The sequence below is a fragment of the Streptomyces sp. NPDC008092 genome (assembly GCF_042957285.1).
In the GTDB taxonomy this organism is placed as follows: Bacteria; Actinomycetota; Actinomycetes; order Streptomycetales; family Streptomycetaceae; genus Streptomyces.
The window spans coordinates 521,145-533,413 of record NZ_JBIBHY010000001.1 but is presented as its reverse complement, the minus strand read 5'-3'; the positions used below and the strand labels follow the sequence as shown (position 1 = coordinate 533,413).

Sequence of the window (12,269 nt, the reverse complement as noted above, 5' to 3'; positions counted from 1 at the left end):
GGCCCACTGCCACACCCCGGCCCCGGCCACTCAGCCGACTCGACCGGCTCGGTCGGCATGACCGCGAGACGTCGGCCACCGCTCCGCCCGCCCACCCACCCGACTCGGCCACCTGAAGAGCCCACGTCCGGGGTGACGGCCCACTGCCACACCCCGGCCCCGGCCACTCAGCCGACTCGACCGGCTCGGTCCGCTCGACCGGCTCCGCCCACTCGATCGGCTCGGGGGTCGGAGTCCGGCGGGACGGCTCCTTGTCAGGTCTCCCGCAGTTCCTTGGCCAAGGCCCCGTCTCCGGTCACCGTGACCCGCCCGTCCCGTATCGCCTGCGGCAGCGTCAACTCGCCCCGGGCCAGGGCCGCGCCCGTTCCCGTGTCCAGTACGAGTCGTGCGTCGGGCTCCGCCGGGGCGGGGCCGTCGCCGTACACCGGGCCGTTCTCGGCGCCCACGTGGAGGTGGAAGTGCCCCTCCCCCAGCCGGACTTCGACGAGCCCCTCGCCCTCCAGGCTCCGCAGCAGCGGCAGCGCGAACCAGTGGGCGCGTACCGCGTCGGTGGGCCGGCGCTCGCCCAGTTCGGGCTCGCCCCACCTGCCCAGGGCCTGGAGCACCGGGAGCAGTTCCCTGCCGCGCTCGGTGAGTTCGTAGACGTACGCGGCACCCGGCGGGGGCAGCCGCCGCCGGGTGGTGACCCCGTCCCGCTCCATGTCCTTCAGCCGGGAGGCGAGGACGTCCGTGCTGACCCCCGGCAGATCCGCGTGCAGGTCCGTGTAGCGCCGCGGACCGCCGAGCAGCTCCCGGACGATCAGCAGGGTCCAGCGGTCGCCGACCACGTCGAGGGCGCGGGCCGCGGAACAGTACTGGTCGTAGCTTCGGCGAGGTGACATGCGACGCAGTCTAGACAAGATGTTGGACTTTCCAAGCTCTCACTTGGTAAAACCAAGCAACACGAGTTTCCGGAGGGGCGCATGGAGTTCCGGCAGTCCAACAAGCTCAGCGAGGTCTGTTACGAGATCCGCGGACCGGTGATCGAGCACGCCAACGCGCTGGAGGAGGCGGGCCACAGCGTGCTGCGCCTGAACACCGGCAACCCCGCGCTGTTCGGCTTCGAGGCGCCGGAGGAGATCCTCCAGGACATGATCCGGATGCTCCCGCAGGCACACGGCTACACCGACTCGCGCGGCATCCTCTCCGCCCGCCGGGCCGTCGCCCAGCGCTACCAGACGCTCGGTCTGGAGGTGGGCGTCGACGACGTCTTCCTCGGCAACGGCGTCTCCGAGCTGGTGTCGATGGCCGTCCAGGCGCTGGTGGAGGACGGCGACGAGATCCTCATCCCGGCCCCGGACTTCCCCCTCTGGACCGCCGTGACGACCCTCGCCGGCGGCAAGGCGGTGCACTACCTCTGCGACGAACAGGCCGACTGGTACCCGGACCTGGCCGACATGGAGTCGAAGATCACGGACCGCACCAAGGCCGTGGTCATCATCAACCCCAACAACCCGACGGGCGCGGTGTACCCGCGGGAGATCCTGGAGGGCATCCTCGACCTGGCCCGCCGGCACGGCCTGATGGTCTTCGCGGACGAGATCTACGACCAGATCCTGTACGACGACGCCGTCCACCACTCCACCGCGGCGCTCGCCCCCGACCTGGTCGTCCTCACCTTCTGCGGCCTCTCCAAGACGTACCGGGTGGCCGGCTTCCGCTCGGGCTGGCTGGTCGTCACCGGCCCCAGGCAGCACGCCAAGGACTACCTGGAGGGCCTCACCATGCTGGCCTCCATGCGGCTGTGCGCCAACGCCCCCGCCCAGTACGCCATCCAGGCGGCGCTCGGCGGCCGCCAGTCCATCCGCGAGCTCACCACCCCCGGCGGCAGGCTGTACGAGCAGCGCAACACGGCCTGGGAGAAGCTCAACGAGATCCCCGGCGTCTCGTGCGTCAAACCGAAGGGCGCCCTCTACGCCTTCGCCCGCATCGACCCCAAGGTGCACCCGATCCACGACGACGAGCGGTTCGTCCTGGACCTCCTCCTCCAGGAGAAGATCCAGGTCGTCCAGGGCACCGGCTTCAACTGGCCCACCACCGACCACTTCCGCATCCTCACCCTCCCGCACGCGGAGACCCTGGAGACGGCGATCGGCCGGATCGGGCGGTTCCTGAGCGGCTATCGGCAGTAACCACCCACTCCCGCGGCAACGGGCTCGGTTGCTGTCGCGGGAGAAGTCAGAGGTCCGGGCGGATCTTGCCGCCAACATGTGCGATGCGGATCTTCCCTTCCTCCCCGATCAGGCGGAAGTGGATGCGGCCCGCTCCCGGGGTGAAACGGGCGTGGAGATGGAAGGTCGCCGGCTCACCGTCCAGGTCCTCGAACCGGCACACCCGCTTGCGGGTTTCGCCCTCGGGCGTCACCTTGCTCTGCCATTCCGGCTCGGCCGCCGTGGCCGGATCCCGGTCGGCCGCCGAGGCGTCCAGCCGCTCCAGGCAGCGCCGTACGGGCACCACCCAACGGGGGTCCAGATCGCTGAGCTGGGCTTCGGTGCGGGGCAGGAACTGCAGATGCGGGTACAGAGCAGCCCGGCGCTCCCAGATCTGGCGCCCCGTGGCGGCCCTGGCCAGGCCCGACTCCCGGATCCATGCTCGGTGTTCGTCGACGTGCGACGGGGCGGAGACGTGCCGGACATCGACCGTCTCGTGCTCGACCTCCAGGGAGCCGTCGTCGAGTTCGACGAGTTCGCTGCGTTCGAGACGGACCGTGAACGTCCGCCACTCAGGCGCCACCGGAAGGCTGACAGCGATGCCGTCCATGAAGTGCGCGGCCCCCAGCCCCAGGACCTTCTCGCCCTCGTGACGGTATTCCAGATGACCGTCGGCGTCCGGCGCCGGGTAGACGCTGCGGACCGGCGACCTGTTCTGGAGGGACAGCAGGCGCTGCCAGCGGGCGTGGTTCTTCGGGCCGGCTCCGATCCACTTGCCGATCGGGTAGCCCTCGGCGATTTCCAGCGACTTGAGCGGGACTTCGCTGATCAACGCGGTCCCGCCCGTGTCGACGCCGGCGAGGGCGCGGACCGCGTCGACGAAGTCGGTCATGGCCCGGTCCGCACGGGCCGGTTCGCAGGTGGTCGCCCAGGACTTCTCGTTCAGGAACAGCAAAGGCACGCGTTTCCCCCTCGATGGTGCTTCGGCCCGTCGTCAGTCCAGCAGTTGGTCGAGCGAGTTTTCCCACTCGTCGAAGAACCCCTCTGGCCACTGGGCGAGCATGCCGTCCTTGTCCATGCGCGGGCTGATGACCTCGGCGCCCGATCCGTTGCCGCGGAAGAAGTGAACGAGGGCGTCGTCCGCCTGCAGGTTCCCCCGTTTGACGGCGATCCGCACACCGTTGAGGACGTGGTCGCTGTGGGTCTCCACCACCAGCTGGGCTCCGGTGGCGGCGGCCGCCGAGATCAGGGCCGCCATCCTGCTCTGCCCCTTGGGATGCAGATGGGCTTCGGGGTTCTCCAGCAGGATCAGGCTCTCGGGGGTCGCGGTCAGGCAGGCGACCACGATCGGGAGGGCGTACGTGAGCCCGAAGCCGACGTTGGTGGGACGGCGCCGACGCGTGGCGTTGATGCCAGCGGTGCCGCCGAAGCCGTAGGAGAGACGGACAGAGTCGGTGCCCTCGATGGGGTCGGCCTGGAGGTTCACACCGGGGCAGAGTTCCTGCATCCAGGCGACGGTCTGGTCACGGAGCTGGGGCGAGGAAGCCCTGGCGTGACGCAACGGACCATCGGGGATCTCCCGTTCGCCGAAGTGCCGGAGGTAGTTGACGGTATGTTCGCCTCGGACGCCCAGGAAGCCGCGGTCGATGGCGATCCGCCGGGACCGCGGATAGGTGACGGCAGGCGTGATGCGGTCGGCGTGGAGGTACTGGAACGGCTCCCTGACAAAGAGGGGCAACGTCGGATACACCAGGGTTTCCATCACGTCCTCGTCGGGCTGCTCCGCATCGTAGCGGCCCACGAAACTGAACGGTTCGCCGTCGGCCTCGACCACGACAGCGACCGCAGGCGTGTCGGTGACGCCCAGGTCCTCCAGCTCGTCCGCGGGGCCGAAGTCGTCGTGCAGGACGTCTCGTGCACTGCCGAGCTCCACCAACTCGCCGTTGAGCAGCAACCCTTGGTCGGCTCGGGGGAGCTCGGTGTCCTCGAAGGACTGCCGCAGCAGACCGAGAGACTGGAGCACACTGCTCTTGCCGGACGAGTTCAGGCCGGTGAGGAGGGTCAACGGTCCCAGGGTGAGTTCGAGGCGGCGGAACGCCTTGAAGTTGACCAGGGTGAGTCGGGTGATCACTGTCGGCAGTCTCCGGGGCTCAGGAGAGGAGGTCTTCGAAGAGTTCCTGTACGGCGTCGAAACGCTTCCGTACCTTTTTGGGGTCGCCGGTGGCCACGGAGATGGAACGCTCGAAGTCCGGGTCCTCCATGAGGCCGGCGAACGCCTCCAGCACGTCCAGCTCACGCAGCCTGCTGTGGTCATCGTCGCCGAGCCAGGCCAGGTTCACCGCAACGGTCTCGAACAGGGCCTTGTTGATGGGCGACTTGCGCTGCTGACCCGCACGGTACTTGCGGAAGGCATGCGGTCCGAAGATGCTCTCGGCCGCCTGCATGGCCACGAGGAACTGTTCCCGCAGATCCTCCTCGTACATGGTGGACAGACGGTTGATGTGGTGCATGGCATCCGCCAAGAAACCGTCGAAGTCACCGATCCGGTAGTCGTTCGGCGAGGTCATCCGGAAGGCCAGGAAGCGCAGCGCCATCTCGCGGTCGGCCATCCGGTCACCGACCACGCTGCGGCCGGTGGCGTTGCGGAACGCTTCGGACTCGGCGAGTTCGGCGAGGAAGGTCCTGGCACGGCCCGGGATCAGGGCATGCCGGATCTCCTGCCGGGTGAGGGGTTCGCCGCCGGTGTTGATGCGGGCGAAGATGTTGAACATGACCGGTTCAGGAGTGCCGCGCCGGATGACGTGGACGACGACCTCGGTCTCGCGCAGCCGGATCTGAAGCTTGCCGGAGAGGTCCTGAAGTCTTGCTCCGGTGAAGTTCCGCAGGTACTCCAGGCCCGTCAGGCTCAACGGGCGGGCATGGACCATCCCGGCGTCGAAGAAGCGGGCGATCGAGGTCAGGCGCTGGATACCGTCCACGATGGCCCAGCTGCCGTCCTTCTGCTCGGCTGCGTAGAACGACGGGATGGGGATGCGCAGGAGCAGCGACTCGATCAGGCGGCTCTGTTTCTCGTCCGTCCAGATGCCGGCCCGGCGCTGGAAGTCGGGGGCGAGGTCGATCATCTCGTTGCGGAGCCGGGACAGCAGCAGGTCGATCGTGGTCGTACGGGTCTCGATGTCGATGTGCTCGGGGTCGAAGGGCGAGGTGATCTGATCGGCGCCTTCGTCGGTGTCCTCGCGTTCGACGTCGGTCGGCTGACCGTCGGAGGCGGTTTCCAGGGAGAAAAGGTCGTACTCGATGACGCTCTGGTCTCCGGTCCCCCGGTACCGCTCGTACACCGACCGCCGGTCCCGCGTACGCCCCTGGCTGCTGTCCTCCAGCCCGGCCATTGTGTGTCGTCGCCCTCGCCCTCGTGTCGCGCCCGACCCTGCCTGGGTCCTCGCCGCTCACCCTACCGGCCGTGATCCCGCGGTGACGGCGGAGCGGTCGGCGCAGCGGACACACGGGGTGGCCGTTGCTCCGGGACCTGGCTCCGGGTCCGCTGCGTCCGGCTCGGGCGCGTCCGTGAGGAGTGCTGCATCGACGACCCCCAGGCTGTCGCCCCGGGCGCGCGGACGACAGCTGTGGCGCAGGGCTCCGGCGACCAGGCGGGACAGGTCGCGTACTGCCGCGTCGCGGTCGGCGCCCTCGCCGAAGAGATAGCGCTGGTTGCCGTCCGCGAGCGTCGCGATCAGCCGCTCCGCGGTCTCCCGGACCCGCTCGCGGGCTGCGGTCGGCATCCTGCGGGTCGTATGCCGTGCCTGGACACGCAGCGCTCGGCAGAGGCGCGCGAAGGCCCGGCCGTGGACGTCGAGTGCCGAGTCCTGGCTGCGGCGGCCGTCCTGCATGAGCAGCATCTTCAGGAAGCGGATCGCCTCCACCCTGACGACACCGGCTCCGTCGGACACCGCCGTGGCGCGTTCGTCGGCGACCATGAGCGCGATGGACGTGGCACCGAACCCGGCGACGGCGCCGAACATCCACAACGGCGTGTCACCGGACCGGGACAACGACGTCGCCCACCAGAAGGGGAGGAGGACGGCCAGGACAGGCACCGCCTGGAACAGAACGGCGACACACCGGCCGGCGACGATACGGTGCCACCGGTCGACGAGTTCGTCCTGGTCCGGCCGCCCTTCCGCCGGTACGCCCTGCGCCGCCAGCTGCGCAAGCAAGGCCGCCACGCGCCTGTCACCCGCGCCCCGCCGTTCGCACCAGACGGTTTGGTGTAGGGGTCTCCGCACGTGGTGCCCCAGTGGGTGGACAGGGCCTCCACAAGGAGGAGGCCCCTGCCGCGCTCCAGGGCGGTAGACGGTGGGACAAGGGTGCCGGGGGTGGGTGGCCGCCGGTCGGGGCGGGGGTTCGTGACCTCGATACGGAGGGTGGCGTCGACGTGGTGGAGAGCGTGAGACACAGCCGGAAGTCACGGCCTCGCACCCGGCGGTGCAGCATCGCGTTCGTGGCGAGTTCCGCCACGAGAAGCGTCACCGTTCGGTTGGCCTCGCTGTCGTACGGCCAACCCCAGCTGTCGAGTCGCTCGGACGCGCGACGACGGGCGAGACGGACTCCTCCGGCATTGGCCGAGAGACGGAGGGTGAATAGGTGGGCGACGGAAAGGGCAATGTCGGCGTTCACGTCACCCTACGCCGACCAGCGACGACGACGGTACGTGGAGTCACTGTCCGGTCGCCGTCCGGCTCTGTCCGGGCGGTGCGACGTTACGCGGTGCGTCGTCGGCGGGTTGGGTACGCGCAACGGCAGCAGGTGGAGGTGTCCGAGCATGAACGGCGTGACGGGGCAGGGACTGCAGGGCGGCGACGACGAGGAATCTGCGGCACTACGGACCGTCGGACGGGTGGTCAAGACGCGTGCCGCGAGGGGAAGGGGCTGACCCAGGCCGAGTTGGGCACGATCATCGGGTACAGCGAGAAGCCGGTGTCCTCGGTGGAGCGGGGGCGGCGGGCGCCGAGCGGGACGTTCCTGGAGGCTGTGGATCGGCTACTGGAGGCGGGTGGGCTGCCCGTCGCCCTGAAGAGGGACGTGGGCCTTCAGCTTCGTGCATGATGAGGCTGCTCTCCGTCGGCCGATCGGAGGCGCAATGGTTCTGCGCCGACAGTTCGAACGACTGTTGCAGTTTGGGCAGTTGCGGAACGTGGAAATCCAGGTGCTGCCTATGGACTGCACGGACAACACCGGTCTCGATGGCCATTTCCATCTGCTACGGCTGGGGGACGGCACCCATTTGGGACACGTCGACATGCAGCAGCCACAGCACGCCCGACGGAGCTGCTCGCGTCGAGATCGCGTCCGGCCCGGGCACTGTCCACATACGCGACGCAAAGCACCGGCAGGGCCCCGGCTCGACTTCGGTCCTCAGCAGTGGGCCGTCTTCCTCTCGTACGCCGCCGCCCACTGACGGACGACATGCTGACGGCCGCGTCCGGTTCCGTCTCACCGGCGTTTCGCGCCGCGCCGCCCCACCACGATGTCCCGTTTCCACGCACGGTTTCCCGTGCCGTGCGGGCAGTCCCGGTTGTAGCAGCGCCAGTACCAGTTGCCGCGCTGGCCGCGGCGGATCTCGATGTCATCGTGCCGGCACGACGGGCAGGTGGGAGGTCGGGAGAACTCGGCGGCGTGCTGCTGTTCCAGGATCTTGCGCGCGAAGTGGCCCCCGTTCATCGTGATCATGATTTCCCGGGTCCAACTCTGGGACAGCGCGTTGAGGCTGCCGATCATCACTGTGCTGTCGTCCACCACCACGATCTTCTGGTGCATGACGTTCATACGGACCACGGTGTCGGCGACCTCCTTGAGTTCGTCGACCAGTTCGGGGCTCTTGCGCTGAAGGTCGTCGAACGGGTCCCGTACGAAGACGGTGACGTGGACACCGCGTTGCCGTGCTGCGTACAGGACGGGCAGCAGGGAGCGGACGCGTTTCTTCACCCACGGGGCCCACAGCCAGATCGACGACCGGGCCGCGCCGAGAACGCGTACGAAGGTGTCGTAGAACTCCGCTTCGTCGTCCACGTCGGTGATCTCGACATGCCGGGAGAGCACGTCGGCGAGGCGAGAGCCGAAGGGTCCGAGCAGTTCGGCGGCTTCCGGAGCCGACTGCGGTGCGACGAGCGCGGTGGCCCGGACCGTGCGAAGACGCTTCTCGTCCAGCATCCTCCCGACCGCGCCGAGGGCCAGCTCGGGGCGGCGCCCGCAGGCGAGGATGCGTTCGCGGCTGCCGACGATGTAGAGACGGTGCTGTACCCGGGTAATCGCCACGTTGAACAGCCGTACGCCGTTGCGCCGCCAGCGTCCGGCGTCTTCGGCGCGCGAGGCTTGCGCCATCCACATCGCGCGGCCGGCCTGCGACTCGACCGTGTCGAAGACGACCACGGGGAACTCCCGTCCCTGAAAGCGGTGGGCCGTTCCGACCTCCGCCAGCGGCACACCGCTGCGGCCCCCGACGCCCTCCACGTCGCGCAGCGCCTCCAGGGTCGCCGCCTCCTGGTAGCGGTACGGCGTCACGACGCCCGCCGCCTCCCCGTCGTCACGGTGCAGCTCCACCAGGGCCCTGGCCAGCAGAGCGCCGGCCGGCCACCAGCCGCTCGCGGCGCTCATCCGCTGGGGCACCCCGATCTCACCGATGCCGTCGGTGTCGACCAGCACGATCTCCGCCTCGTCCGAGCCGCGCGAGCGCACCAACTGCCCGGAGATCAGGGTGCCGTCGTAGGCGATGGAGTTGGCGAGATCCATCACGGAGTGCCCGAAGCGGTTCTGCTCGACGAGTGTGATGCAACCGGGGTGGGCGTGAGCGGAGGCCGGGTCGTCGATGCCGCAAAGCTGGAAAATGTCGGGCTGCAGCCATCGCCGCACGTCGGAGCGTTCGCTCTCCTCGATGGCGGGCGAGAGCACGGCTCCGAGCTGCATGAAGTCGCCGAGCAGAACGGCGGCCGTCCGGGCGCGGCCCGACGCGAGGATCACCTCCGGGGCCGTGGCCGCCCCGGCCTCGTCCACCAGCACGACGTCGTACTGCTTCTCGTAGACATGCTTGTTGGTGCGGAAGCGCGCCAGCGTGGTGGCCACCAGCCGGGCACCCGCGATGACCTCGCCCTGAGCGTCGCGTGCGAGACGCTCGTACTCGGCCTGGACGGCCTTGTACCGCTGTTCCAGAGCCGGTCGGGCCTCCCGGTCACGGGCGGCAGCCGGTCGGAGCAGCTGAGCCTGCGCCTCAAGCTTCGCGTGACCGTGCGATTCCGCCGTGTCCACGAGCTGCTGAGCCGCTTCGACGGACTCCCGCGTGGCCTCGGCCTGTTGCCGCCGGCTCTCGACGTCCTCAAGAGCGCGCCGGGCAGCACCGACGGCTGCTGTCGTCTCACCGAGGCGCCGTCGACGCTCCTCGATCCGTTCTCGCGTATACGGAACGGTGCGTTCCAGGCCGTCCGCCTCGGCCAGGAGTTCGCGCGCCCTGCGATCGGCCACCCTACGGGAGTCCCGTGCGGTCGTGGCAGCGGCGACGTACTGACGCTCGGCCTCCTCCAGATCCGTTCGCCCTGTGGTGATCTGCTTCTTGGACCGCCATCTGGCTCGGCGGTTGCCCGCTTCGAGTTCCGCCAGTGCTTCTCGGGCCTGCTGCGCCTCCTGCCCGGCGAGCAGGGCCGTGGCCTCCGCCCGGGTGGCCGCGGAGTCCAGCCGACCGGCCTCCGCACGCAGACCGTCGACCCGCTGCCAGACCCTGTCCGCGGGCTCGCTCTCGTCAACGCCCCGCTGTGCCGCTTCCCGGTCGCCTTCGGCCTGTCGTACGGTGACCGCAGTCTCACGCTCCGCCCGCCGCAGCGCGTCGAGCCGGGCCTCGAAGGCGGCGACGCCGCCACCGGCTCCCTCCAGCGTGGCCCGCGCACGTGCATGGGCCGCGGCGTCGAATCCCGCGAGCCGCGATTCCAGCGCCTCCAGTTGTCGGCCCCGGGCTCCGGCCTCCGCCAACTGCCTTGCCTTCGACGTGAGTTCCGCGTCGACTTCGGCCAGCCGACCGCGCACGATGAGCGGCAACGAGACCTCGGGGTTCTCGGCGACCTCGCGAAGATGAGGCGGCCCCACCCGGACCACGTCCCCTGCGCTGTGCCGACGTTCCCTCACCACGCCCATGAGCGCGTTGTCAACCGCGATGTTGGTGGCCGAGACGAGCAGCACATGCCTGCCGCTCGCGATGAGGTCGCCGATCGCCTTGGTGAGGACCATGGTCTTGCCGGTTCCCGGCGGTCCCCACACCAGCCACACTCCAGAGCCCAGACAGGCCCGGTAGACCTCCTGCTGAGCGGGAAGCAGGCCGGCCGGCGCGGGCACGGCAGCCGGCGCGCCACCGGGCCGCCCCTCCGCGAGCAGCGCTGCGAGCGGGGCGTCCTGAAGGGTTCGGAACCGGTCCCGCAACGCTTCGACGAGGAAGGTCGGCGGCTGTTTGAATATCCACAGGTACGGGTCCGGCGGCTCGGCGAACTCGGCCACCCGTACCGTCAAGGCCGAACCGCTCTGCGTCGCGTCCAGCACCGCGTGACCCGAGTCGCCGGAGGGTTCCTCGGGTCCCGCAAGCCGAAGCGACTCGACCTGGTCCGCGGCCGTGTCGTTTCCGCGCACGTCGACGGTGAACACACCCGACTCGCCTGTGCGCACCGCACGGCCCACGCGCGTCCACGACGCGTTCCTGCCCGCTCCCCCTTCCAGAGCGAGCCATGCCTCCACCGCAGTGGTGATCTCCTCACGCCAGCCCACGCCCCGCCCGTCCCCCTCCGGCCACAGCAGCAGAACCGATAGCTGTACCACGGCCACCGGCCGTTCATGGCCGGGACCGCCCCGAATACGCCATGCCAGGTGCACTGCTCACGCTCTCCCGGGTAAGTCGTCCCCATGACCCAGCGGCCTCTGCTCCTCCTCGACGTCGACGGCCCCCTGAACCCCTTCCGGGCCCGGTTCCTGCGGCACCGCGGGTATGTGACCCGCAGACTGCGCCCCGCCAACTGGTCCGCCCGGCAGCGGCCCGGTTCCCGCGCGCTGCGCCGGGGGCTGCGGGTGCGGCTGCATCCGGGGCACGGGGCCCGGCTGCTCGCGCTGCCGTACGAGCTGGCCTGGGCCACCACCTGGATGCATCAGGCCAACGAGATGATCGGGCCGGTGGTCGGGCTGCCCGAGCTGCCCGTCATCGAGTGGCCGGAGCTGTTCGCGAAGGATCCGGACGGCCTGTACTGGAAGACCCGGACCGTCGTGGCGTGGGCGGCCGGGCGGCCGTTCGTGTGGGTGGACGACATGGTCACCGAACTCGACGTCCGCCATGTCGCCGAGCACCACGACGGGCCCGCACTGCTCCTTCCGGTGGATCCGCGGCACGGTCTGCGGGCGCGTGACTTCGCCGAACTGGAGCGCTGGGCTCTTAGCCTCTGACGTATGGCTGATGTCTTTCTCGTCCGGCACGGTGAGACCGAGTGGTCGCGGTCCGGACGGCATACCGGGTGGACGGACGTGCCGCTCACCGAGCACGGCAGGGACGAGGCGCGGCGGCTGGTGCCGTTGATCCGCTCGCACCGCATCGGTGCCGCCTTCGTCAGCCCGCTCCAGCGGGCCCGGGAGACCGCCGAGCTGATCGGGGTGCCCGACGCCCGGGTCGACGCCGACCTGCGGGAGTGGGACTACGGCGGCTACGAGGGCGTCACCACCGTGGAGATCCAGCGCACCCGGCCCGGCTGGTTCCTGTTCACGGACGGCGTGGCGCCCGGCCCGCCGGACCATCCCGGGGAGACCCCGGAGCAGGTCGGCGAGCGGGCCGACCGGATGCTGGCCAAGGTGGAGGCGGCCCTCGCCAACACCGAGGGGGTGGTGCTGCTGGTCGCCCACGGGCACTTCCTGCGCGTGCTGACCGCCCGCCGTCTCGGCCTGCCGCCGTCCGCCGGGGCCCTGTTCCAGCTGGCCACCGGGACGCTGTGCCGGCTGGGTACGGAGCACGAGCGACCGGTGATCGCGGGCTGGAACATCCGGCCGGGCGGGTAGCGGGACCAGCGGGAC

General features: G+C 69.9%; 11 protein-coding genes and 1 pseudogene. 5 read left to right on the top strand and 7 right to left on the bottom strand.

Annotated features, from left to right (window positions below):
- Positions 1–254: 254 nt before the first annotated feature.
- Positions 255–881 carry a winged helix-turn-helix transcriptional regulator gene (locus ACFZB3_RS02175; protein ID WP_391368254.1) on the bottom strand — a complete coding sequence of 209 codons (627 nt, stop codon included), beginning with the start codon at positions 879–881 and terminating at the stop codon, positions 255–257.
- 81 nt (positions 882–962) lie between these two features.
- On the opposite strand from ACFZB3_RS02175, the gene ACFZB3_RS02170 reads away from it, so the two are divergent.
- Positions 963–2,171 carry an aminotransferase class I/II-fold pyridoxal phosphate-dependent enzyme gene (locus ACFZB3_RS02170; protein WP_391368251.1) on the top strand — a complete coding sequence of 403 codons (1,209 nt, stop codon included), beginning with the start codon at positions 963–965 and terminating at the stop codon, positions 2,169–2,171.
- Positions 2,172–2,217: 46 nt separating this feature from the next.
- On the opposite strand, the gene ACFZB3_RS02165 is transcribed toward ACFZB3_RS02170, so the two are convergent.
- From ACFZB3_RS02165 to ACFZB3_RS02145, 5 genes and pseudogenes are all read right to left on the bottom strand, one after another.
- Positions 2,218–3,150, bottom strand: coding sequence for a hypothetical protein (locus ACFZB3_RS02165; protein ID WP_391368248.1), 933 nt, complete (start codon positions 3,148–3,150; stop codon positions 2,218–2,220).
- 33 nt (positions 3,151–3,183) lie between these two features.
- Positions 3,184–4,320 carry a DUF3696 domain-containing protein gene (locus tag ACFZB3_RS02160; protein ID WP_391368245.1) on the bottom strand — a complete coding sequence of 379 codons (1,137 nt, stop codon included), beginning with the start codon at positions 4,318–4,320 and terminating at the stop codon, positions 3,184–3,186.
- A gap of 19 nt (positions 4,321–4,339) precedes the next feature.
- Complete coding sequence (locus ACFZB3_RS02155) at positions 4,340–5,578, bottom strand: DUF262 domain-containing protein (protein WP_391368242.1); 1,239 nt, start codon at positions 5,576–5,578, stop codon at positions 4,340–4,342.
- Between the two features lie 57 nt (positions 5,579–5,635).
- Positions 5,636–6,412, bottom strand: coding sequence for a hypothetical protein (locus ACFZB3_RS02150; RefSeq protein ID WP_391369798.1), 777 nt, complete (start codon positions 6,410–6,412; stop codon positions 5,636–5,638).
- A gap of 24 nt (positions 6,413–6,436) precedes the next feature.
- Positions 6,437–6,863, bottom strand: a pseudogene (locus ACFZB3_RS02145) (ATP-binding protein); the annotation flags it as partial.
- Here ACFZB3_RS02145 and ACFZB3_RS02140 point away from each other — a divergent pair.
- Together ACFZB3_RS02140 and ACFZB3_RS02135 are read left to right on the top strand one after the other, a co-directional pair.
- Complete coding sequence (locus ACFZB3_RS02140; protein ID WP_391368239.1) at positions 6,831–7,292, top strand: helix-turn-helix domain-containing protein; 462 nt, start codon at positions 6,831–6,833, stop codon at positions 7,290–7,292. The pseudogene ACFZB3_RS02145 and the gene ACFZB3_RS02140 sit on opposite strands and share 33 nt — an antisense overlap.
- 34 nt (positions 7,293–7,326) lie before the next feature.
- Positions 7,327–7,644 carry a Scr1 family TA system antitoxin-like transcriptional regulator gene (locus ACFZB3_RS02135; RefSeq protein ID WP_391368236.1) on the top strand — a complete coding sequence of 106 codons (318 nt, stop codon included), beginning with the start codon at positions 7,327–7,329 and terminating at the stop codon, positions 7,642–7,644.
- A gap of 35 nt (positions 7,645–7,679) precedes the next feature.
- On the opposite strand, the gene ACFZB3_RS02130 is transcribed toward ACFZB3_RS02135, so the two are convergent.
- Positions 7,680–11,042, bottom strand: a complete 3,363-nt coding sequence (locus tag ACFZB3_RS02130) for an AAA domain-containing protein (protein ID WP_391368232.1) — start codon at positions 11,040–11,042, stop codon at positions 7,680–7,682.
- A 78-nt stretch (positions 11,043–11,120) separates the two neighbouring features.
- On the opposite strand from ACFZB3_RS02130, the gene ACFZB3_RS02125 reads away from it, so the two are divergent.
- Both ACFZB3_RS02125 and ACFZB3_RS02120 read left to right on the top strand, forming a co-directional pair.
- Entirely contained in the window at positions 11,121–11,651 is a 531-nt protein-coding gene (locus tag ACFZB3_RS02125) for a hypothetical protein (RefSeq protein ID WP_391368229.1), read from the top strand.
- Between the two features lie 3 nt (positions 11,652–11,654).
- On the top strand, positions 11,655–12,254 hold the full coding sequence (locus ACFZB3_RS02120; RefSeq protein ID WP_391368226.1) for a histidine phosphatase family protein: 600 nt from the start codon (positions 11,655–11,657) through the stop codon (positions 12,252–12,254).
- Positions 12,255–12,269 lie beyond the last annotated feature (15 nt).